We start from the raw sequence: 21,298 nt of genomic DNA, 5'->3' as shown, positions 1-21,298 counted from the left end.
AACACCAGCCATCGCTGCAACGCGCATGATTCGCCGAACGGTTCGACACCTGCCGACTCGACGACGACCGTGCCGGGAGATCGGAGCGAGAGTCGACCGGTGCGATGGGCGCTATCGCTCGGCGACTATCGGGTGTCGTTGTAGCGGCCGACCTTCCAGACATGCCATCGGAACTGCTGCGGCGACAACGACTGTCGCACCGGTATTCCTGCCACAGGCGAGTACGGCCAGAACGCGGTCCCGCAGCGATGGCAATAGAACCCGGCCCTCCACAGCGCGTGCGCGTGCGGGCGTCCGCGCAGGATTCGGTTGTTGTGACGGCGTCGGCCCCGCGCCGCCGCGAGCGTCAACAGGCCCGGCGAGGCGTAAATCCCGACCATGAACACCCCGGACACAGCCATCGACATCTGGGCTCGTCCCGGTTCTTCGCCGACAGTGCCGATGGCCAGAACGATGAACATCAAGAACGCGGGTACCAGCAACATCCAGCCCACCCGGGTCAAACGCCGCGTCGGCTTCCAGTCGGGCTCGCGGGCGAAGCTGTTGGCCAGCGCGGTGGTGTGGGCTCGATCGACGGTCATCGTGCCGAACACCGGCACGAGCCCACTACTCGACACTCCGAAACCCGAATACGATCCGCTCCCCATCGAGACCGAAGTCCCGTCCGAGCACAACGCGGGCACACTCTGCACCCAGTCGAGCCGCCCACAGCTCGGGCAGGTGATGTCGATATCCATCCGCCGATCTCCCGGTCGGGCCACCACGTCGTCGTCACGGCCGTGCGGTGGTGCTGCCTGCGATGAAACCTCTGGCAAATCGTATTGAACACCGCCGGAACCTGTGTGTCGATAATCCGAATCTACGTAACGCATGGTCTGTTTCCTCTCATGGGCGCGTGAGGGAGGGGCTCCTGTCGGCGATTCCGACATCGGGCGCGACTAGCAAATAGCTGGTAAATACCGATGGGTTCTCCGCCGGGGGATCTGGCAGACCACAACCGCTGCCATGTCGATCCAGAGCCGTCCTCGGAGGGGATCTGTGTGGCAACTCACACCATCGCTGCTCTGATAGGTGCATCCCCCAAGCCCATTCGGGGCTGTTCAACCGGCTCGGTCGCACGGCCTGGAAGACGTCATCGAAGGGGTGGCGACCGGTTGACTTCGCGCGCACGGTCGAACGCCGCGCAGCGGGTGCTATTCGGGCGTGGACAAGTTGATCTCGTGGAGGATGCCGTCGAGCGGAAGGGCACGGTTTCCACGGCGTTCGGCGTGTTGTCGTAGTCGTCGACGAGTTCGATGCTGACTCCGCGGGCCATCGGAGTCTTCTTCGACAAGGCGGACAGCACGAGAGCGGAGTCGTAGCGCACGCCCTATTGGTGAGGAGCCGACGCGTAGAGCAGCGGACGGACCCGACAGGGCCGTGGTGGTCTATTCCTAAACACTATGTTGAGTAGGGGTACATGGGTCGAGGGAGGCGCTGATGGACAGCTCAACGGACGTCACTGACTGCGAGAGGGACAGCGTGTGCGCGGGCATCGTGTACGCAGCAGGTCGGATCATCGAGCGCAGTGTCGATCCCAGCATCACCGCGGAGGCACGCAAGATCCTTCGCCTCGCTCAAACCCTGGAGCCGCACCCCCCTACGCGCCCGGATAAGGGCCAGCACTGTTGAGGGTAGGTACATCGGTCGCGCGAGGGGAGCGATGTGAAGGGTATGTCGTGATCATCCGACAACCGACCTGCGCGCGCACTGTCGCGTCAAGGACGGGCCGAGTTTGAAGATTCTGTGGTTGCCAAGGACGCTTCGGGCCGAGCGTGCGTCTCGGCCCGAAGCGATTGTCAATTCGTACCAACCGGGGTCTTGATCTCCAACTCGGCTGCGGTGGTCCGGCCACCCGCCGTGGTGGTGGACACTGTCTGCTCGCCGACGTCGTGAGCATGGAGAATGGCGGCGTCGCTGAGTATTCGACTGATGGTGGAGCGGCTCTTGTTCAACTCGGCGGCGATTCGAGAGGGATTCCAGCCGTCGAGATGATGGTGGGTCAGTGCTCTGGCGACCAGGGCAGGGTCGCGGCGTCTGCCTGGATCGCGTGCGCACAGCCGCGCCGCCTCTGCCGAGAAGTCTCGGTCTGTGCGATCGGAAGCAGGCGTTGGCGTGTGCACGGAACCGGCCACCGCTGACGGCGCCTGCACATGGAGAGCGCTGGTCCTGGTCACTACGAATTCCTCATCCAGCGGCGACGCGACCTTGTTCGCCCATTCGGTGAGGTGCGCACGCTGTTTTCCGTGGCCGGAGTGAGCAAGGGCGAGCAGTGCCACAGTGGCTTGCGCCATGGACCCTTCGATGATGACGGGCCACAGCCACGCTTCTGCCTGGGGTACTCCAGCGGTGATCGCCAGGGACCGGAGCGCGGTGAACGACAGCCAGAACGCGCCGGTGGCGATGAGGACGGTCATCGCGGTCGCGACCCACCTGGTGGCGCGGGTCGCGGTGTGTGCACGCGCGAGGACCGTTACCCCGTGGACTGCGGCCAGCAGCGCCAAGGGCGGGATCACCGCGACCGCGGCGGCCACGACCGGCAGGGCCGTGTCGTGCAGGAGGGCTTGGGTGGCGTTGCCGGTGATGCTGACGGTGGCTGCGGCGGCGAGCACGGTCCAGAAGAACCCGTGCGCACGGGATTTCGGTGTGACCGCCTCGGGATCCGACGTCCGCGCGGTGTCCGTGGACGAGGTGAGAGCGAGGTCGGTCATGAGCGGGTTCCTCCGGTGGCGGGTTGGGCGGCGTGCGGACGGTCCATCCGGTCGTGGCGGTAGGCGGGGGCGAGTGGATGGGATTCGCCGGTGAGTACAGCGAGTGCTGCGGCGATCTCGTGCAGGTGGGCTTTGACGTAGGTGGCGGTGACTCCGGCGTTCTTGCCGCGGTGTCCGGCGTATGCGCGGGCGACGGCGTAGCTGAAGGTGCGTTCCACCCAGGTGAGGGTGGTGTGGCGCAGCCAGTGCATGCTGACGCCCTGGGCGGCGACCCACGGCAGTTCCTCCCCGACGCGAGCCCAGATGTGGTCGTAGCGGCGGGAAGTGATGGGTTTGCCGTTGCGGTAGCGCAGCAACTGTTCCGAGCGTGGGCTCCCGCGTTCGGCCGCGTGTTCCAGTAAGCCGCGCATCAGGGTCGGTGACACCGGTTGCCACCGGTCGCTGCCGTCCTTCTCCCGTAGGAAGATCAGGCACTGGTCGGGGTCGAGATCGTGCGGACGCAGGGCGAGGGAACCGCTACGGCGGCAGGCGGTTTCGATGTGCAGGCGCAGGACCAGCGCGTCGAGGTCGGGGTCGTCGCCGGTGGTCGCGGCGGCGGCCCAGATCTCGGCCAGCTGATTCGACGGGATCGCGTAGCGGTGTGACGGGCGGCGTGTCGGGCGGGCGATCCGGCGGGCGGGGTTGTCGACGGGCCGGATCCAGCCCGAGTCCTCGGCGAAGCGGTAGACACACCGCAGGGCGCTGACGAAGTTCTCGGCGGCGCCGGTGCCGCCGCGCGAGGCCCGGTTGGTGCGGGCCTCGGTCTGGAGGCGGCGGGCCATGTCCTCGAACTCGGCCTTCTCCGGTTCGTCCAGACGCCGCTCGGCCCAGTAGGTGAGCAGATGGGTGAAATGAGTGTCGTAGGTGCGCAGCGTGCCCGGCGACAGCCGTGCCCGCACCTTCGGAATGACCTCGGCGAAGGTCGGCACCGTGGTGCCGGGGTGGACGAGATCGGCGGGAGAGATCCCCATCTGGGTCAGCAGCAACCGTGCTGCGGCGAGGGTGTCGGCCGTTACGGGCGAGTGGCTGGAGGTCGTCATCAGTGGGCCTCGCTCACTAACGCGAGACTCGGCGAGCACAGTTCGTCGAGCACGGCCGGTGGGTGGATCAGCAGCTGATGGTTGGTGTGGTGGGCGATCAACAGTGCGCGGTCACCGATGTCGAGCCCGATCCGACGGCGCAGCCTGTAGGGGATGCGAAAGTAGCCGCCCTCGGCGAACACGACGTTTGCGTCGGGTGCGGGGCGGGCCAGCAAAGCACCGGCATCGAGACAGGTCAACTCGAGTCGGATCCCGGGCTGCCAGTCGAGGGCGGTGAAGACGGTGCGGTCGACGATTCGTCCGCCGGAGCCGACGGTGCACAGCCCGTACTGGATGTGCCCGTTCCGGGGACGGACCGAGTGGTTCGTGACCTGTGGTCCTGAAGCGAGTTCCTGCAACCGCGACTGCGGCGGGATGACCGGCGCGATCACCGCGGATCGCTTCCGTCAGCAAACATCCGGGAGACGGCACAAGTGACGGAAACTGGCAAACGCGCCACCAATCGGCGCAGGTCAGAAGGTGAAATCACAGCTCAGGCTCCTGTAATAAAGGGCCCTCGCGCACACTGCACGAATATCTGTCACGAATGACGGAGATCTGTGCGCGAGAGGGGACTTGAACCCCTACGTCCGTGGACACCAGAACCTAAATCTGGCGCGTCTGCCAATTTCGCCACTCGCGCTTGATGGTACGACCGTCCAAACTCTACCGGGCGATTCGGTCATAGCGAAGCATTGGGACGGCGTGGCGTACTGGCCGGTAACCTCACCTGGGATTATAACGATTTGGAAAACGACAACATGAGGGGCGCTCATGTTTCCTACGTGTTGGTAACCCGATGGACCAGCGGGTTCAAACATGAGGCCGGGTCATGTTCATCACTATTCTGGTACGTACGTACCTGAATACTCCGAAGTAACGGCCGCGCCCGGAGGCAAACGTGAGGATTTCCTCATGATTTTGTGCCATTCTCGCCGGTATCAGGCCGATCACCCGCGATCACTCGTGAACCGGTAGGGACCGGCGTGTCGCCGAGGCATGTCGCATGGAGAAGGAAGTCGAAGCGTCTTGACGATCAACGAGAGCACCAAGACCGAAGCCGGACAGAGCACGAAGGTGGTAGCCGCCACCGGGAAGGCCGCGTCGGGCGGGGCGCGGTCGCCGCTGTTGGATCGTCTGCTCGACGGCGCGCCGTACGCGCTCGCCTTCGGCGGACAGGGTGCGCAGTGGCTGAGCGAGCTGGAGGAGATCGGGCGCGACAGCGCGCTGGAGCCGGAGCTCACCGCACTGGTCAACGAGGCGGCCGCGCTGCTCGAGCCGGTTGCGGCACAGTTGCTTGTGGTTCGGCCCGTCGGCTTCGACCCGATCGGCTGGATGCTGGAGAACGAGCTGGCCGACACCGATGAGGGTGAGACCTCCGCCGCCCCAGCCGAGCACGTGCTGCGCTCGGCCGCGGTGTCCATGCCCGGTGTGCTGCTCACCCAGGTGGCGGCCGTGCGGGCGCTGCGCTTGCAGGGTCTGGATCCGGCCGAGCACGCGCCGGTCGCGATCGTGGGGCACTCGCAGGGCCTGCTCGCGGCCGCCGCGGTCGAGGCCGGTGGCGCCCGTGACGCGGAGCTGCTCGCGGTGGCCCAGATGATCGGCGCGGCAGCGGGTTTGGTGGCTCGCCGCCGCGGCCTGATGCCGGTGGGCGAGCGCTCGCCGATGACCGCGGTGTCGAACGTGGATCCCGAGCAGTTGCGCGCGGTGGTGGCCGAGGTGTGCGCGGGAGCCGATCCCGCCGCGTCGGTGGTGATCTCGATCCGCAACGGGCGGCGGCGCGCGGTGCTGTCCGGACCGCCCGCCCAGCTGGAGCGGGTGCGGCAGCGGTGCGCCGAGATCCACGACGAGCAGGCGCGCGAGCGCGACGCCAAGGTGCGCGGTGGCTCGGTGTTCGCTCCGGTCTTCGAGGACGTGGCGGTCGACGTCGCGTTCCATCACCCCGCGCTGGCCGACACCGTCGATCTGGTGAGCAGCTGGGCCACCCAGTGCGGCTTGGACGCCGAGCTGGCGGGCCGGTTGGCGCGGGATATCCTGGTCGACCCGATCGACTGGGTGGACGTCGTCGACGGCGTTATCTCCGCGGGTGCGCAATGGATCCTCGACCTGGGCCCGGGAGATCTGCTTTCCCGCGTCACCGCGGGCACGCTGAAGGGCACCGGCCTGGGCATCGTCGCGGCCGCCACCCGTGCCGGACAGCGCAGTCTGCTCACCCCGGGCGCGGCGCCGGAGCCCGCGGCCCCGTGGTCGGCGTTCGCGCCGCGGCCGGTGCGGCTGCCCGACGGGCGCATCGTGGTCGAGACCGCGTTCACCAAGCTGACCGGCCGCTCGCCGATCCTGCTCGCAGGCATGACCCCGACGACGGTCGACGCGAAGATCGTCGCGGCCGCGGCCAACGCGGGCCACTGGGCCGAGCTGGCCGGCGGTGGGCAGGTGACCGAACAGATCTTCGCCGACCGGGTGGCCGAGCTGCGGAAGCTGCTGCACCCAGGGCGCTCGGTGCAGTTCAACTCGCTGTTCCTCGACCCCTACCTGTGGAAGCTGCAGCTGGGCGGCAAGCGGTTGGTGCAGCGGGCGCGCTCGGCGGGCGCCCCGCTCGACGGTGTCATCGTGACGGCGGGCATTCCGGAGCTGGAAGAAGCCGTCGCGCTGATCAAGGAGCTGACCGAGGTCGGTATCGCGCACGTCGCGTTCAAGCCTGGCACGGTCGCGCAGATCCGGGCCGTGCTGCGGATCGCCGACGAGGTTCCGGACTACCCGGTGATCATGCACATCGAGGGCGGCAAGGCCGGTGGGCACCACTCCTGGGAGGACCTGGACGACCTTCTGCTGACCACCTACGCCGAGCTGCGCAACCGCGCCAACGTGGTGGTGTGCGTCGGCGGTGGCATCGGGACCCCCGAACGGGCGACGGAGTACCTCACCGGCGAATGGGCGGTCCAGCACGGCTATCCCGTGATGCCCCTGGACGGTGTGCTGGTCGGCACGGCGGCCATGGCCACATTGGAGGCCACCACCGCGCCGGAGGTCAAGCAACTGCTGGTGGACACCCCCGGCACCCCCGACTGGGTCGGAGCGGGCACCGCCTCCGGCGGAATGGCCTCCGGTCGTAGCCAATTGGGCGCCGACATCCACGAGATCGACAACGCCGCCTCGCGCACCGGCCGCCTGCTGGACGAGGTCGCTGGCGACGCGGACGCGGTCGCGGCGCGCCGGGAGGAGATCATCGCGGCGCTGAACGCCACCGCCAAGCCGTACTTCGGCGACCTGGTCACCATGACCTACCAGGACTGGCTGGAGCGCTACGTCGAGCTCGCGGTCGGGCTGGACCGCCGCAAGGACTTCGACTGCGGCAGCGACCTGGGCGACGCGATCGCCGAGGCCACCCGCTCGGTGTGGCTGGACATCACCTGGCGCGACCGCTTCGCGGAGATGGTGCGCCGCACCGAATCCCGGCTGCACCCGGCCGACCGCGGCGAGATCCCCACGCTGTTCGCGAGCGACGAGGACTTCGAGGACCCGGTCGCCGCGCTGTGCGCGCTGAAGGACGCCTACCCCGCGGCGGAACGCACCCTGCTGCACCCGGCGGACGTGCCGTTCTTCGTTGCGCTGTGCAAGACCCCCGGCAAGCCGGTGAACTTCGTGCCGGTCGTGGACGCCGACGTGCGCCGCTGGTGGCGCTCGGACTCGCTGTGGCAGGCGCACGATCCGCGCTACTCGGCCGATCAGGTGTGCGTCATCCCCGGCACCGTATCGGTCGCAGGCATCACGCGGGTGGACGAGCCGGTCGGCGAGCTGCTCGACCGCTTCGAACAGGACACCGCGTACTCGCTGGTGCGCGCGGGCGTGGTGCCCGCCGCGGTGGACGCGCGCCGCACGGCGGGTGTCACCAGCGGCCCGATCGACGCCGTGCTCGCCGCGCCGGACGTCCAGTGGGCAGGCCGCACCACGATCAGCCCGGTGCACCGCCTCGGCGACCTGTCCGAATGGGTCGTGGACGGCAAGGGCGCGGTGCATCCGCCAAGCGGAGCGACGCTGGTGGAGACCACCGGCCCCGAGCCGGAGCACGCCTACCTGGAGCTGACCGTTCCGCTGCTGGGGGACAACGCGGTGCGGATCCGGATCACCGTGCCCACCTCGGTGCACAACGGCGGCGCCCCGGTGGTCACCGAGGCCGACGCGGACGAGGCCATGTCCGCGCTGCTCGCGGTCGCGGCGGGGCAGGATCTGCCCGAGGTCAAGGGCAAGGTCGCGCACGTGAACCTGGCCTGGACGCCGGACCTGATCGCCGATCACGCCGGCGTCACCGGTTCGGGCCTGCCCGCCACGCTGAGCACGCTCGGCCGGACCGTGCCCGACGTGCTGGTCGGCGCCTGCTGGCCCGCGGTGTTCGCGGTGCTCGGCGCGACCCGCACCGCCGAGGACGAGAGCGTCATCGAGGGCATGCTCGACCTGGTCCACCTGGACCATCAGGTGCACCTCGCCGCCGACCTGCCTGCCGAGACCAGCGTGCTCGCGGTGCGCGCGGAGGCGGGGGAGACCCTCGACACCGACCTCGGCCGCGTGGTCGAGGTGCACGTGCGGATCACCGCCATGCTGGACAAGCCCGAGACCGGGATGTCGATGCCGGTGCTGGCCACGCTCACCGAACGATTCGCGATCCGCGGGCGCACCGGCACGGGCGAACTCACCGATCCGCCGCGCGCGGCGGGCACGGTGTCCGACGCGGCCACCGACACGCCGCGCAGGCGTCGCCGCGACGTCACGATCGTCGCTCCGCGCACCATGCACGCCTTCGCCGCCGTCTCCGGTGACCACAACCCCATTCACACCAGCGACGCCGCCGCGAAGCTCGCCGGGCTCGGCAGCCCGATCGTGCACGGCATGTGGCTGTCGGCCGCCGCGCAGCACGTCGTCTCGGCGGTCGATCCGGCCGGTTCGGTGCCCGCGCGGACGCTGACCGCGTGGACCACCCGGTTCCTCGGCATGGTCCGCCCCGGCGCGGCGATCGATGTGCGCGTCGAGCGCGTCGCGGTCGACGCGGGCAGCGAGATCGTCGAGGTCTCCTGCCGGACCGAAGGCGAACTGGTGATGACCGCGACCGGTCGCACCGCGGCGCCGAAGACCGTGTACGCCTTCCCGGGACAGGGCATCCAGCGCAAGGGGATGGGGCTGGACGCCCGCGCCCGGTCGAAGGCGGCCAAGGAGATCTGGGAGCGCGCCGACAAGCACACCCGTGCCGCGCTCGGCTTCTCGATCCTGGCGGTGGTGCGGGACAACCCGACCTACCTCAAGGCGCGGGGCGTCGAGCACCGGCACCCCGACGGCGTGCTGCACCTGACCCAGTTCACCCAGGTCGCCATGGCGACCCTCGGTGTCGCCCAGGTGGCGGAACTGCGTGAGGCCGGGGCTCTGGTCGAGGGTGCGCTGCTCGCGGGCCACTCGGTGGGTGAGTACAACGCGCTCGCCGCCGTCGCCGGAGTGCTCCCGCTGGAGGCGGTGCTCGAGGTCGTGTTCCAGCGCGGTTCCGCGATGCACGAGCTGGTGCCGCGGGATGCGCAGGGGCGCAGCGACTATCGGATGGCCGCGATCCGGCCCTCGCAGATCGGGCTGCCCGATGGCGAGGTCGTCGACTTCGTGCGGGAGGTCGGTGATCGGGTCGGGGAGTTCCTCGAGGTGGTCAACCTGAACCTGCGCGGTTCGCAGTACGCGATCGCGGGCACGGTGGCCGGGCTCGAGGCGCTGGAGGAGGAGATCGACCGCCGCCGTGCCGAGTTCGGCGGCAAGCGGGCGTTTATCCTGGTCCCCGGCATCGACGTGCCGTTCCACTCGACGGTGCTGCGCAAGGGCGTTCCGGAGTTCCGGCAGAAGCTCGAACAGCTGCTGCCGGTGGACCTGCGCCCCGAGGTGCTGGTCGGCCGGTACATCCCGAACCTCGTGCCCAGGCTGTTCTCGCTCGAGCGGGCGTTCGTCCAGGAGATCGCGGACCTGGTGCCGTCCGAACCGCTCGCGCAGGTGCTGGCCGACTTCGACAGCTGGGCGGCCCGGCCGACCGAGCTGTGCCGCGTGGTGCTGATCGAGCTGCTCGCCTGGCAGTTCGCCAGCCCGGTGCGCTGGATCGAGACGCAGGACCTGCTGTTCACCGACACCGCGCACGGCGGCCTCGGGGTCGAGCGGTTCGTCGAGATCGGTCTCGGCGCGACGCCCACGGTGGCCAACCTGGCCTCCCAGACGCTGAAGCTGCCCGCGTTCGGCGGCGCCACGGTCGAGGTGCTCAACATCGAGCGCGAGGCGGCGATCGTCTACGCGACCGACACCGACCCCGCGCCGGTCGACGAGCCCGTGGAGGAGCAGGCGGCCACCGCGCCGGCGGCCGTCGCCGCCGCCCCGGTCGCCGCGCCCGCCCCGAGTTCGGGCGGTCCGCGTCCGGACGACATCGCGTTCACCGCCGCCGACGCCACCCGCGTGCTGATCGCGCTGTGGACGAAGCTGCGGCTGGACCAGATCGGCCCGGTGGACACCATCGAGGGCCTGTGCGACGGTGTGTCCTCCCGGCGTAATCAGCTGCTGGTCGACCTCGGTTCCGAGCTGTCGCTCGGCGCGATCGACGGCGCGGCCGATGCCGACATGGGCGCGCTCTCGGCGACGGTGGAGCGGCTCGCCCGCACCTACCGTCCCTTCGGCACGGTGCTCACCGACGCCATCGGCGATCACCTGCGCAAGGTGTTCGGCCCGTCCGGCAAGCGTCCCGCCGCCATCGCCGATCGGGTGACGAAGGTCTGGGAACTCGGGGACGGCTGGGCCAGCCACGTCACGGCCGAGGTGTCGCTCGGCACCAGGGAAGGCACCAGTGTGCGCGGTGGCGACCTGGGCGGGCTGGTCTCCGGCGCCCTGAGCGACGGCGCCTCGGTCGACGCGGCCATCGACGCCGCCGTGCAGGCCGTCGCGGCCCGCCGCGGTGTCGCGGTGTCGCTGCCGTCGGCGGGTGGCGGTGGCGGTGCGACCGTCGACGCCGCCGCGCTGGGCGAGTTCACCGAGCAGATCACCGGACGCGACGGGGTGCTGGCCACGGCCGCGCGTGTGGTGCTCGAACAGCTCGGGCTGTCCGAGCGGGTCTCCGCGCCGGAGGCGAACGACGACTCCCTGGTCGACCTGGTGTCGGCCGAACTCGGTTCGGATTGGCCGCGTCTGGTCGCGCCCGCGTTCGACGCGCGCAAGGCGGTGCTGCTGGACGACCGGTGGGCCACGGCGCGCGAGGATCTGGCCCGGCTGTGGCTGGCCGACGACGCGGGCAGTGCGAACGGGCCGGTCACCGGTTTCCTCGGAGCGGGCGAAGCGGTTGCCGCGCAGGCGAACTGGTGGCGGCAGCGGGCGATGCACGAGGCCCGCTCGGTGCTCGCGGGGCTGTACGAGCGGATCGCCGAGGCGGCGCTGAGCACCGAAGAGCCCGGGCTGTGGTCCTCGGACATCGCGGTGGTCACCGGCGCCAGCAAGGGATCCATCGCCGCGGCGGTGACCGGCATGCTGCTCGGCGGCGGCGCCACGGTGGTGGTGACCACCTCGGCGCTGAACGACGAACGCCTCCGCTTCTACCGGAAGCTGTACCGGGACAACGCCCGCCACGGCGCGGCCCTGTGGGTCGTGCCCGCCAACATGGCGTCCTACCAGGACATCGACGCCTTGATCGACTGGATCGGCACCGAGCAGGTCGACAGCGCGGGCGGTGCGAAGATCAAGATCAAGGACGCGATGACGCCGACGCTGCTGCTGCCGTTCGCGGCGCCGCGGGTGGCCGGTGACCTCGCCGACGCGGGCGCTCGCGCCGAAATGGAAATGCGCGTGCTGCTCTGGTCGGTCGAACGGCTGATCGGCGGGTTGTCCAAGCTGGGCGCCGATCACGACGTGGACGCGAAACTGCACGTGGTGCTCCCGGGTTCGCCCAACCGCGGCCTGTTCGGCGGCGACGGCGCCTATGGCGAGTCGAAGGCGGCGCTGGACGCGGTGGTCGCCAAGTGGCGCGCCGAGAAGTCGTGGTCGACCCGGGTCACCCTGGTGCACGCGCTGATCGGCTGGGTGCGCGGCACCGGACTGATGGGCCACAACGACCCGATGGTCGAGGCGGTCGAGAAGGCCGGCGTGCAGACCTGGTCCACCGCCGAGATGGCCGCCGAGCTGCTCAAGTGGTGCACCTCGCGGGCCCGTCAGGTGACCGCGAGCGGCCCGCAGCAGATCGACCTGACCGGCGGTTTGGCCAGGGCCAAGCTGGATCTGCCCGAACTGGCCAAGCAGGCCGCGGAGCAGGCGCAGGCGCAGGCCGACGCCGAAACGGGTCGCACGATCGCCGCGCTGCCCGCGCCGCCCACCGTGACCTCCGCGCTGCCGGTGCCCGAGTGGGGCGAGGTGAGCGCCGATCCGGCCGACATGGTGGTCATCGTCGGCGCGGGCGAGCTCGGGCCCTACGGCTCGGCGCGCACCCGCTTCGAGATGGAGGTCTCCGACGAGCTGTCGGCGGCGGGCGTGCTGGAGCTGGCCTGGACCACCGGCATGGTCACCTGGGAGAACGACCCGAAGCCGGGCTGGTACGACGCCGAATCCGGCGACTACGTGCCGGAGCACGAGCTGGCCGAGCGCTACCACGACGCGGTGGTCGCCCGCTGCGGTGTGCGCCGCTACGAAGACGACGGGGCCATGACCGACAACTCGGCGCCCCTGATGACCTCGGTCTTCCTGGACCAGGATCTGTCGTTTACGGTGGGCGGCGAGGCCGAGGCCCGCGCCTTCCACGCCGCCGACCCGGAGCACACGGTCATCACGCCGGTCGCCGATTCGGGTGACTGGACCGTGACGCGCAAGGCGGGCACCGAGATTCGCGTGCCGCGCCGGGCCAAGCTGTCGCGCACCGTCGGCGGCCAGATCCCGACCGGCTGGGACCCGACCATCTGGGGCATCTCGCCCGATATGGCCGCTTCGGTGGACCGGGTCGCGCTGTGGAACATCGTGTGCACGGTGGACGCGTTCATCGGTTCCGGCTTCAGTCCGGCGGAGCTGATGAGCTGGGTGCACCCCTCGCTGGTCGCCAACACCCAGGGCACCGGTATGGGCGGCATGTCCTCGATGCGCTCGCTCTACGTCGACAACCTGCTCGGTGAGCCGCGCCCGAACGACATCCTGCAGGAGGCGCTGCCGAACGTGGCGCTGGCGCACGTGGTGCAGTCCTACGTCGGCAGCTACGGCGCGATGGTGCATCCGGTGGCGGCCTGCGCCACCGCCGCGGTGTCGGTCGAGGAGGGTGTCGACAAGATCCGGCTCGGCAAGGCCGACCTGGTCGTGGCCGGCGGTTACGACGACCTCGGCATCGAGGGCATCGTGGGCTTCGGCGACATGTCGGCCACCGCGGATTCGGCGGCGATGAGCGCCAAGGGCATCAGCGACCGGTACTTCTCCCGCGCCAACGACCGCCGTCGCGGCGGGTTCGTCGAGTCGCAGGGCGGTGGAACGGTGCTGCTGGCGCGCGGCAGTGTCGCGCTGGAGATGGGCCTGCCGGTGCTGGGCGTGGTGGCCTACGCCCAGTCCTTCGCGGACGGCGTGCACACCTCCATCCCGGCTCCGGGTCTGGGCGCGCTGGGCGCCGGTCGCGGCGGGACCGAGTCCCGGCTGGCGACCGAGCTGCGCAAGCTCGGCGTGACCCCGGACGAGATCGCGGTGGTGTCCAAGCACGACACCTCGACGGCCGCCAACGACCCGAACGAGTCCGAACTGCACGAGCGCCTCGCAGCGGCCATCGGACGCTCGGACGGCGCTCCGCTGTTCGTCGTCTCGCAGAAGACCCTCACCGGGCACGCGAAGGGCGGTGCGGCGGCCTTCCAGCTCATCGGCCTGTGCCAGGTGCTCGAGCAGGGCGTCATCCCGCCCAACCGCAGCCTCGACTGCGTGGACGAGAAGATGCGGCCCTTCCCGCACCTGGTGTGGGTCCGGGAACCGCTGCGGCTGGGCGATCGGCTCCCGCTGAAGGCCGGTCTGGTCACCTCGCTCGGCTTCGGCCATGTGAACGGTCTGCTGGCGATCGTGCACCCGCAGGCGTTCATCCAGGCCATCGAGCCGGGGCAGCGCGACGAGTACCGGCGCAGGGCACAGGAGCGTCAGCTCAGCGGCCGCCAGCGGTTCGTGGAGGCCATGTGCGGTGGCGCGCCGCTGTACGAGCGTCCCGCCGACCGCAGGCTCGGCGGGGAAGGCACGCCGTCCGGGCGGGCTCGTCAGCTGGAGGCCGACGTGCTGCTCTCGCAAGAGGCGCGCCTGGCGCAGGACGGCGCGTACCGGGCGAACGGCATGGGATGCGCGTAACCGGATGCGCGGCGGGGCAACTCGTCGCGCCGGGTTCGCGCGCGTGCTCGCCGAGTACGTCGTAGGCTGGCCGCCTATGACGATCCTCGGTATCGGCTTGGACTTGGTGACCATCTCCGAGTTCGCCGAACAGCTCGAACGCGCCGGAACCACCATGCTCCGGGAAAGCTTCACCGCGGGAGAGCGGCGCTACTGCCAGAGCAAGGGAACCGATCCGGCGCGCAGCTACGCGGCGCGGTGGGCGGCGAAGGAGGCGGTGCTCAAAGCCTGGGCATCGTCGCGGTTCGCCCGCCGCCCGCAGATCGGGGACAACCCCTATCCGCTGATCGAGGTGGTCAACGACGCATGGGGCAGGCCGAGCATCAAGCTGCACGGCCTGGCCGCCGAGTTCCTGCCCCGGGTCCGGGTGCACTTGTCGCTGACGCACGACGGCGACACCGCCGCGGCGATGGTCGTGCTCGAGGACCCGGGTGAGCTGGCCGACCTGATCGAAGGCCGCGACAGCGCGGGGTGAGCCACGCGGTGGTCCCGGTTCCCGCCGGGACCACCGCTTGTCATTCGCTGCCGGTACGCGATTCCTTCTCCGCGACGAGCAGGTAGGCGACCATCAGGCGCTTGAGTTCGGCGACCGCTTCGGCGCTGCTCTGCTCGTCCTGCACCGAGAAATTGAGCATCGAATAGACCACGTGCACCAGCACTTCGGCCATCATGGTGCGCCGTGCCCGCGGGGTGCGCGGGGTGAGCGGCCGCAACATCTGCGACACGACCTCGGCGAACTGCTTCTCGTGGATCGCGCCGGTGGCCCGGGTGGACGGCGTGGACTGCATGGCGAGCCACACTTCCCGCCGGGACGGGTCGGTCATCCAGAGGTTGGCGAGGTGGTCGACGAACTGGTTCATGTGCCGCAGCCAGTCCAGTGACGGGATCTCGCCGTGGAAGTCGGCCAGCTCCTGGGAAACGGCAACCAGGTCTTGCCGATTCAGCTCACAGACGATGACGTACTTGTTGGCGAAGAACTGATACAGCGTGCCGATCGGCACCTCGGCCCTGGCCGCCACCTCCTCACAGGTGAACGACTCGAACCCGACCTCGACGAGCAGTTCCCTGGACGCCTGCAGCAAGGCGTCGAACTTGCGTTTGCTGCGTTCCTGCGTCGGCCTGCGTCGCGGCATGAGCTCCTGTGGGTCGTCCTGCAGCTCCAACGCAGGGTCCACACGGTGCTTCGACCTGGCCTCCGCGCGTACTTCCACGCATCCAGGCTAACGGTAGGGACACGCGTGCGATACGCGCATCCGCCGTTCCGGTCCAGGCGGCTGGATTTCCGCTACCCATCCGTAACCGATGTGGTGTCGAACACATACCGAGCGCGCGTGCATCGCGACGTGTGTTCCGAGCAGGGAAATCCATGGGGCTCATGGTTTTCGGCAGGTCCGTGAGCTCGGTCAATGCGCAGAGGGAAGGCGTGATCAGTGGTAGCTGAATCTGTGGTGACTCTCGGCGTTTCCACCGAACGTGGTGCCGTGCACGCGGTGGCGCTCGCCGACGGCAGGAAGCTGGCCGACCGGGTGGTGCTGCGCCGGGTGGAGCGAACGGACGGTGACGGCAAGGCGGAGGTGGCCGCGGCGGTCGAGACCGCGCTGGACGCCCTGGCCGCGGGCCTCGGGCCGGATCGGGAGATCGGCGGCGTCGCGGTCGCCTATCGGGACGCGGCGCAGCGGCGCGCCATCGTGACCCGGTTGGCGACCGGTCCGTGGCACAGCGCCTCGATGGTCTCGGCGAAATCGGCCCACCTGAGCGCGGCGAGCATGATGACGTGGCTCGACGCCTACGACAACCTGCTGATCTGCGAGGTGGTGCCCGGATACCAGGCGTACACCCTGGTCGATCGCGGCCGCCGCCGGGTGCTCGCGGCGGTGGGGCAGGCGGGGCGGGCGACGCCGCGGTCGCTCGGCATGGGCGTGGCGGCGGCGTGGGATCAGCTGGACGCGGCCGCGGCCCGGCCCGACGCGGTGGCGCTGATCGGCTCGGCGGGCGCCGGGGCGGCGGTGTCGAAGGCGTTGGAGGACTTCGGGGCCCCGGTGATCCCGTGCACGATCGGCGCTTTCGCCTCGGCCGCGGGTGCGGCGTTGAGCGCGCGTCTCGAGCAGGACGGTTACGCCGAGCTGGTGAGCGAGCCGCACCGGGCGCGCGGCGGGGTCGCGGTGTTCGCCGCGGCCGGTGTGCTGGCCAGCGGAATGGTCGTCGGCGGGAGCTACCTGCTCGGCAACTCTTCGTCGTCGGTGCCCACCGTCGTCATGGCGGACGGCCGGATCGAAAGCGCCGGTGCGGCGCACCCGGGGGTCCCGGTCCAGCCGGGGGATGCCGGGGCATCCGGCTCGTCCGGCGGGCTACTCGACTCCAGCGTCGATGCCACCGGAGCACAGTTCCCGGAACAACGCTGGAGCGCCGCCGCGCGGCATCGTCCGCTGCCGCTGGTGCCCGTCGAGGCGGCGAACGAGGCGGAGCCGAGCATCCCCGCGCCGCTGGTGCCGGGCACCGGCGTCCCGGCCGATCGCAAGGTGGGCGCGCCCGACAGCGCGCTGCTGTTCCCCGGTGAGGCCCCGCCGCCGGCGGTGTTCACCCCGGAAGCCGCGGATTGGTGGGACGAACACCTGCGCTTGATGGCGCAATGGGCCGCACAGCAGGTATTGCAGTCCTGAGCCATCCGAGCGGGCTCTCGAACCCGGCCCGGCGCCGCTGCGGCGCCGGGCTTTTCGCTGCCCGCCGGCTACACCGAGAGGTCGCGGCGCAACTTGGCGACGTGGCCGGTGGCGCGGACGTTGTACTGCGCGACGGCGATCTTGCCCGCCTCGTCCACCAGGAAGGTCGAGCGGATGACGCCGACGACCGTCTTGCCGTACATCGTCTTCTCGCCGTACGCGCCCCACGCGGTGAGCACGGCGCGGTCGGGATCCGACAGCAGCGGGAAGGTCAACTGCTCGGCGTCCCGGAACTTGGCCAGCTTGGCGGGCTTGTCCGGCGAGATGCCGACCACGTCGATGCCCGCGCCGTCCAGGTCGGTCAGGTTGTCACGGAAGTCGCAGGCTTGCTTGGTGCAACCGGGGGTGCTCGCGGCGGGGTAGAAGTACACGATCACCTTGCGTCCGCGGTAGTCCGACAGCGAGACGTTCTTGCCGTCGGCGTCGGGGAGCGTGAAGTCGGGGGCGGTGTCGCCGGGGGCGAGTCGTTGGTTGGTGGTCACCTCCAGCACGGTATCCGAACGATCGGGCCGGAGTTCCGCGCGCGGCCGGATGGCGCGGCCCGGGGGCTAGACTCGTCCGCGAGCCCTGGGCGCTCCACGAACGGCCGAGCATGCGGCGTGATTCGCGCCCAGGTGCGGCAATCGACAACAGGAGGGTGGAACGTGGCAAGGGATACCGAGCGGATCGAGCAGGAGATCGAGGCCGCCCGCACTCGGCTGGCGAGCACGCTCGACGAACTCGCGGTACGCGCGGACCCGCATCGCATCGCGGACGACACCAAGCACATCGTGGTCGCGAAGCTGAACGAGCCGAAGGTGAAGTACAGCCTGATCGGCGCCGCTGCCCTGGTCGTCGGGCTGGTGCTGCTCAAGATCTTCCGCTGAGCTGGAAAAACGACGACACCCGGTAGGCAGCGCCTACCGGGTGTCGTCGTTTTCCACGCGGTTCAGACCGTCGGGCAGGCGAAGCCGTCACCGTCGGGATCCAGGTGCGGGCCGAAGCCCGGTTCCCCGCGGAACAGCGGCGCCCGTCCGGCGTTGCGGGCGTCGTCGCAGTTGGCGAAGGCGCCACCGGCCGAACCGGTCTGCGACAGACCGGCCGAGCCGGTCGCGGCGGAGCCGGTGTCGACGGCCGAGGAGCCGGTTCCGGCGGAACCGGACGGAGGGGCGGCTAGGGCGGCGGGAGCCGCGAGAAAGGTCAGTCCCGCGACGGCCGCGCTGACGGAGAGCCGGCGAACGTTCATGTATTCCTCTATGTGGTTGCTGCGGTGGATGGGCGTCCGACGGGACGCCGCATCCACTGTTGTGACGGGCCGCTCTCTTGTCAACCTCGGGGGGACGGAACTAGGGCATTAGGGGATTGCGCCCGGGATGCCGGTCAAGCTGTCGTCCCGGCGCCCCCGATGTGCTGCGCCGGGATGTTCCCCATGCGTCCAGCCTGGTAGTCCGTCATCGCTTCGATGATCTCCGCGCGGGTGTTCATCACGAACGGCCCGTACTGCACAACGGGTTCCCGGATCGGTCGTCCGCCGAGCAGCAGCACCTCGAGCGCTCCGGTCGGATTGTCTTGGCGCGCATCGGCTGTCACGGTGATCGCGTCGCCGCGGTCGAAGACCGCCAGCTGTCCTTCGCCCAGCGGCCTGCGCTCCTCGCCGACCGTGCCGCTGCCGGACAGCACGTACGCCATCGCCGTGAACTCCTGCGGCCATGGGGATTCCAGAATTCCGCCAGGTGTGATCGACGCGTGCGCGTAGGCGATCGGAGTGTAGGTGGAACCGGGACCGGTGAATCCGCCGACCTCTCCGGCGATGAGCCGGACCAGCGCGCCGCCGTCGTGCGAGCTCACCAGGGTCAGTTCGCGGGCGCGCAGGTCCTGGTAGCGCGGCGTCGCGAACTTGAGCGCGCGCGGCAGGTTGACCCAGAGCTGGATGCCGTGGAACCGGCCGCCGGAGGCGACCATCTCCTCCGGCGGGACCTCGTCGTGCAGGATCCCGGAGCCCGCGGTCATCCACTGGGTGTCGCCCTCGCCGATGACGCCGCCGCCGCCCTGCGAGTCGTGGTGCACCATGGTGCCGTCGAGCATGTAGGTGACCGTCTCGAAGCCGCGGTGCGGATGCCATGGCGCGCCCTTGGCCTCGTGTGGTTCATAGGCGACCGGGCCCATCTGGTCGAGCAGGATGAAGGGATCGGCCGTGCGCAGGTCCATGCTGGGGAAGGGCCTGCGCACCTCGAATCCCGCGCCCTCGAGCTGTTTGTGGGCGGTGACCACGCTGCGGACCGGTCGCCGGCGCAGAGTGGCGTCGGGGCGGGTCAGCCGCGGCAGGACCATGATGTCGGGAACGGTGACGGCGGGCATCGGGACCTCCTCGAGAGTTGGTGTCCATGTCAACCAACCGTGACTACACTTCATTCCCATGGTCCGGTGGTTGAGTGACGACGAGCAGGCGACCTGGCAGGCCTATGTGCGGCTGCGCCAGCGTTTGGATGGGGCGATTTCCGCCGGGCTGGCCGAGGACGGTCTGTCGCTGGCGGATTACGAGCTGATGGTGGCGTTGTCCGCGGCACCCAACGGTTGCCTGCGCGCCAAGGAGCTGGCCGCCGAGGTGTGCTGGGAGAAGAGCAGGTTGTCCAAGCACCTGGCCAGGATGGACGCCCGCGGACTGGTCGAACGCAGGCCCGCTGAGGAGGATGCCCGCGGCATCATCGTCGAGCTCACGCCGGAAGGGCGCATCGCCCTGGAGCGTGCCGCGCCGAACCACGTCGACCTGGTCCGCCGCGTCTTCGTGGAGCCGATGACGCCGGAGGAGGCGCGGGTCCTGCGCGCGCTGGCGGACAAGGTGGTCACCGAGGTCGAGCAAGTTACCGAACTCGGCGCTTGATCGGGGCGCTGGTTCCCGCCGGCGACCTCAACCGGTTCCGTGCCCCCACCATCGCCGCCACCACCGGCGGCGTGGACGCGCTGCGGCCTCGTCGGCGGCCGCCCGGGAAGGCGGTGTGCTCTGGCCGCTGAAGGATGTGCGCATCGGCCGGACCGTCGCGCACGCGGTTCGCCATTGCGCGACGATCTCGTCCGCGTTCACGGGGGCGATCGGGACGTACGGCCCTTCGGGCATCCGCAGCCACTCCACGATGCGTTTGTTGAGCTCGCTCACCGTCGCGCGTACTTCCCGTTCGGTCGCCGTGTCGCGCACGGACTCGGCAAGGTGCTCGATATCGCGCCGCAGTACGAGCGAAGGCGGTAGCAGGGCATCGCCGCTGACCCCTTCGCGCCGCAGATACCCGCGCAGCCACCAATCCTCGTCGTAAGCCGTGCCTGCTCCGGGAATCGGCTTACCCGCGCCGGAGAGGTTGTCGAATTCGCCGCGCTCGGCCGCCTCGCGGATCTGCTTGTCGATCCACGATTCGAAGGTCTCCTTCGGCGGCTTGCGCTCGGTCATCGCGACGGCGGTGTCGGCGGGTGCATGACACCAGTCTACGGAAGCCTGTAGTAGACCCGGGAGGCGTTGCGTCGCAACTCATCCGCGAAAAGCTCAGCTCCACGGCCGAATCGGCGGCTTCACCCACAGGAGCTTCTCGTCGGTATGCGCGCGCCGCGCCGCGGGATGCTCCGGATGGCGCGCGGCCCAGCTGTCCTTCTCCGCCAGCAGCCGCGCCACCGTCGTCCAAGTCTCGTCGGTGCTCGGCGGATTCGTGTCGGCGGCCCTGGCCACTTTGCGCCGCACCGGCGCGGGCATCGCGAGCACTTCGGCTTCGGTGATACCGCGTTGCCAGAGGTAGCTCGCCAGCCGCCGCGCTTTCTCGGCGCGACTCTTGGCTGCCGTGTCGCTGTGTGCGTAGTCGGTCATGGCCTGTCCACGGGGTCGCTGGTGCATCGACCCTAATGGACGCGGTCGGACAGCGTCCGTCGATGCCCGCGGATGCCGAACCGGAGCTACGCCTCGCCGACCGGGCGGACCGGCCGGGAAACGCCGCAGCCTCCCCATCCGAGGATGGGGAGGCTGCGTGACGAAGCCGACTCAGTACGCGCCGTTGACGTTGTCCATCGAGCCGTAGCGGTGCGCGGCGTAGTTGCAGGCCGCGACGATGTTGGCGACCGGATCCCAGACGTCGAAGGGCGTGCCCGCGACGTGGTAGGCGGCGAAGGTGGGGTCGATCACCTGCAGCAGGCCCTTGGACGGGATGCCCATGGCGGCATTGGAGTCCCACAGGTTGATGGCCTGGGGGTTGCCGGTCGACTCACGCATGATGTTGCGGTGGATGCCCTCGTAGCTGCCGGGGATGTTGTTCGCCCGCATGACGTCGAGCGCCTGACGGATCCAGCCGTCCAGGTTGTTCTCGTAGACCGGGGC

The 21,298-nt window shown here is 69.8% G+C and carries 16 protein-coding genes and 1 tRNA gene; 5 read left to right on the top strand and 12 right to left on the bottom strand.

The genetic code is table 11. The features are described from left to right. Positions 1-125: 125 nt before the first annotated feature. The 5 genes from HOV91_RS23200 to HOV91_RS23180 form a co-directional block, all read right to left on the bottom strand. On the bottom strand, positions 126-929 hold the full coding sequence (locus tag HOV91_RS23200) for a hypothetical protein (protein WP_174187527.1): 804 nt from the start codon (positions 927-929) through the stop codon (positions 126-128). A 909-nt stretch (positions 930-1,838) separates the two neighbouring features. Next, positions 1,839-2,750: a DUF2637 domain-containing protein gene (locus HOV91_RS23195; RefSeq protein WP_051046291.1), complete on the bottom strand. Its 912-nt coding sequence runs from the start codon at positions 2,748-2,750 to the stop codon at positions 1,839-1,841. Continuing rightward, a complete protein-coding gene (locus tag HOV91_RS23190) occupies positions 2,747-3,829 on the bottom strand; it encodes a tyrosine-type recombinase/integrase (protein ID WP_051046292.1) in 1,083 nt (360 codons plus the stop codon). Before HOV91_RS23190 ends, HOV91_RS23195 begins: the two co-directional genes overlap by 4 nt. Further along, positions 3,829-4,260, bottom strand: a complete 432-nt coding sequence (locus tag HOV91_RS23185) for a hypothetical protein (RefSeq protein ID WP_051046293.1) — start codon at positions 4,258-4,260, stop codon at positions 3,829-3,831. The genes HOV91_RS23190 and HOV91_RS23185 overlap by 1 nt, the downstream gene beginning before the upstream one ends. A gap of 169 nt (positions 4,261-4,429) precedes the next feature. Next, positions 4,430-4,511 (bottom strand) — tRNA-Leu (locus HOV91_RS23180). A gap of 386 nt (positions 4,512-4,897) precedes the next feature. Here HOV91_RS23180 and HOV91_RS23175 point away from each other — a divergent pair. Together HOV91_RS23175 and acpS are read left to right on the top strand one after the other, a co-directional pair. Next, a complete protein-coding gene (locus HOV91_RS23175) occupies positions 4,898-14,209 on the top strand; it encodes a type I polyketide synthase (protein ID WP_246350604.1) in 9,312 nt (3,103 codons plus the stop codon). Positions 14,210-14,285: 76 nt separating this feature from the next. Further along, positions 14,286-14,723 (top strand): holo-ACP synthase AcpS, encoded by a 438-nt coding sequence (gene acpS, locus HOV91_RS23170; protein WP_043721202.1) that lies wholly within the window; start codon positions 14,286-14,288, stop codon positions 14,721-14,723. 40 nt (positions 14,724-14,763) lie between these two features. Here the strand turns inward: acpS and HOV91_RS23165 are convergent, their stop codons facing one another. Beyond that, positions 14,764-15,381, bottom strand: a complete 618-nt coding sequence (locus HOV91_RS23165; RefSeq protein WP_246350610.1) for a TetR/AcrR family transcriptional regulator — start codon at positions 15,379-15,381, stop codon at positions 14,764-14,766. A 297-nt stretch (positions 15,382-15,678) separates the two neighbouring features. On the opposite strand from HOV91_RS23165, the gene HOV91_RS23160 reads away from it, so the two are divergent. Continuing rightward, positions 15,679-16,908, top strand: a complete 1,230-nt coding sequence (locus HOV91_RS23160) for a DUF7159 family protein (protein ID WP_174187525.1) — start codon at positions 15,679-15,681, stop codon at positions 16,906-16,908. Between the two features lie 68 nt (positions 16,909-16,976). Here HOV91_RS23160 and bcp read toward each other — a convergent pair whose 3' ends face one another. After that, positions 16,977-17,450: a thioredoxin-dependent thiol peroxidase gene (gene bcp / locus HOV91_RS23155; RefSeq protein WP_174187524.1), complete on the bottom strand. Its 474-nt coding sequence runs from the start codon at positions 17,448-17,450 to the stop codon at positions 16,977-16,979. 162 nt (positions 17,451-17,612) lie between these two features. Between bcp and HOV91_RS40005 the strand changes: the two genes are divergently transcribed. Beyond that, positions 17,613-17,834 (top strand): DUF3618 domain-containing protein, encoded by a 222-nt coding sequence (locus HOV91_RS40005; protein WP_174187523.1) that lies wholly within the window; start codon positions 17,613-17,615, stop codon positions 17,832-17,834. Between the two features lie 62 nt (positions 17,835-17,896). Here HOV91_RS40005 and HOV91_RS23145 read toward each other — a convergent pair whose 3' ends face one another. Together HOV91_RS23145 and HOV91_RS23140 are read right to left on the bottom strand one after the other, a co-directional pair. Beyond that, on the bottom strand, positions 17,897-18,193 hold the full coding sequence (locus HOV91_RS23145; protein WP_043688643.1) for an excalibur calcium-binding domain-containing protein: 297 nt from the start codon (positions 18,191-18,193) through the stop codon (positions 17,897-17,899). Positions 18,194-18,327: 134 nt separating this feature from the next. Beyond that, positions 18,328-19,305 (bottom strand): pirin family protein, encoded by a 978-nt coding sequence (locus tag HOV91_RS23140; protein ID WP_174187522.1) that lies wholly within the window; start codon positions 19,303-19,305, stop codon positions 18,328-18,330. Positions 19,306-19,363: 58 nt separating this feature from the next. On the opposite strand from HOV91_RS23140, the gene HOV91_RS23135 reads away from it, so the two are divergent. Then, positions 19,364-19,828 carry a MarR family winged helix-turn-helix transcriptional regulator gene (locus tag HOV91_RS23135; protein ID WP_174187521.1) on the top strand — a complete coding sequence of 155 codons (465 nt, stop codon included), beginning with the start codon at positions 19,364-19,366 and terminating at the stop codon, positions 19,826-19,828. Positions 19,829-19,855: 27 nt separating this feature from the next. On the opposite strand, the gene HOV91_RS23130 is transcribed toward HOV91_RS23135, so the two are convergent. The 3 genes from HOV91_RS23130 to HOV91_RS23120 form a co-directional block, all read right to left on the bottom strand. Continuing rightward, complete coding sequence (locus tag HOV91_RS23130) at positions 19,856-20,386, bottom strand: DnaJ family domain-containing protein (RefSeq protein ID WP_174187520.1); 531 nt, start codon at positions 20,384-20,386, stop codon at positions 19,856-19,858. Positions 20,387-20,479: 93 nt separating this feature from the next. Next, entirely contained in the window at positions 20,480-20,794 is a 315-nt protein-coding gene (locus HOV91_RS23125; protein ID WP_174187519.1) for a hypothetical protein, read from the bottom strand. 171 nt (positions 20,795-20,965) lie between these two features. Then, the coding region (locus tag HOV91_RS23120; protein WP_174187518.1) for a transglycosylase SLT domain-containing protein at positions 20,966-21,298 on the bottom strand (333 nt) is incomplete at its 5' end.

This window comes from Nocardia barduliensis, assembly GCF_013315795.1.
Lineage (GTDB): Bacteria > Actinomycetota > Actinomycetes > Mycobacteriales > Mycobacteriaceae > Nocardia > Nocardia barduliensis.
This window is presented reverse-complemented; position numbering and strand designations above follow the sequence as displayed.

Coding starts and splice junctions, on each gene's coding strand:
- HOV91_RS23135 (WP_174187521.1), top strand. CDS start 19,364: ATGGTCCGGTGGTTGAGTGACGACGAGCAGGCGACCTGGCAGGCCTAT.
- HOV91_RS23195 (WP_051046291.1), bottom strand. CDS start 2,750: ATGACCGACCTCGCTCTCACCTCGTCCACGGACACCGCGCGGACGTCG.
- acpS (WP_043721202.1), top strand. CDS start 14,286: ATGACGATCCTCGGTATCGGCTTGGACTTGGTGACCATCTCCGAGTTC.
- HOV91_RS23165 (WP_246350610.1), bottom strand. CDS start 15,381: ATGCCGCGACGCAGGCCGACGCAGGAACGCAGCAAACGCAAGTTCGAC.
- HOV91_RS23190 (WP_051046292.1), bottom strand. CDS start 3,829: ATGACGACCTCCAGCCACTCGCCCGTAACGGCCGACACCCTCGCCGCA.
- HOV91_RS23125 (WP_174187519.1), bottom strand. CDS start 20,794: ATGACCGACTACGCACACAGCGACACGGCAGCCAAGAGTCGCGCCGAG.
- HOV91_RS23200 (WP_174187527.1), bottom strand. CDS start 929: ATGTCGGAATCGCCGACAGGAGCCCCTCCCTCACGCGCCCATGAGAGG.
- HOV91_RS23130 (WP_174187520.1), bottom strand. CDS start 20,386: ATGACCGAGCGCAAGCCGCCGAAGGAGACCTTCGAATCGTGGATCGAC.
- HOV91_RS23145 (WP_043688643.1), bottom strand. CDS start 18,193: ATGAACGTTCGCCGGCTCTCCGTCAGCGCGGCCGTCGCGGGACTGACC.
- HOV91_RS23140 (WP_174187522.1), bottom strand. CDS start 19,305: ATGCCCGCCGTCACCGTTCCCGACATCATGGTCCTGCCGCGGCTGACC.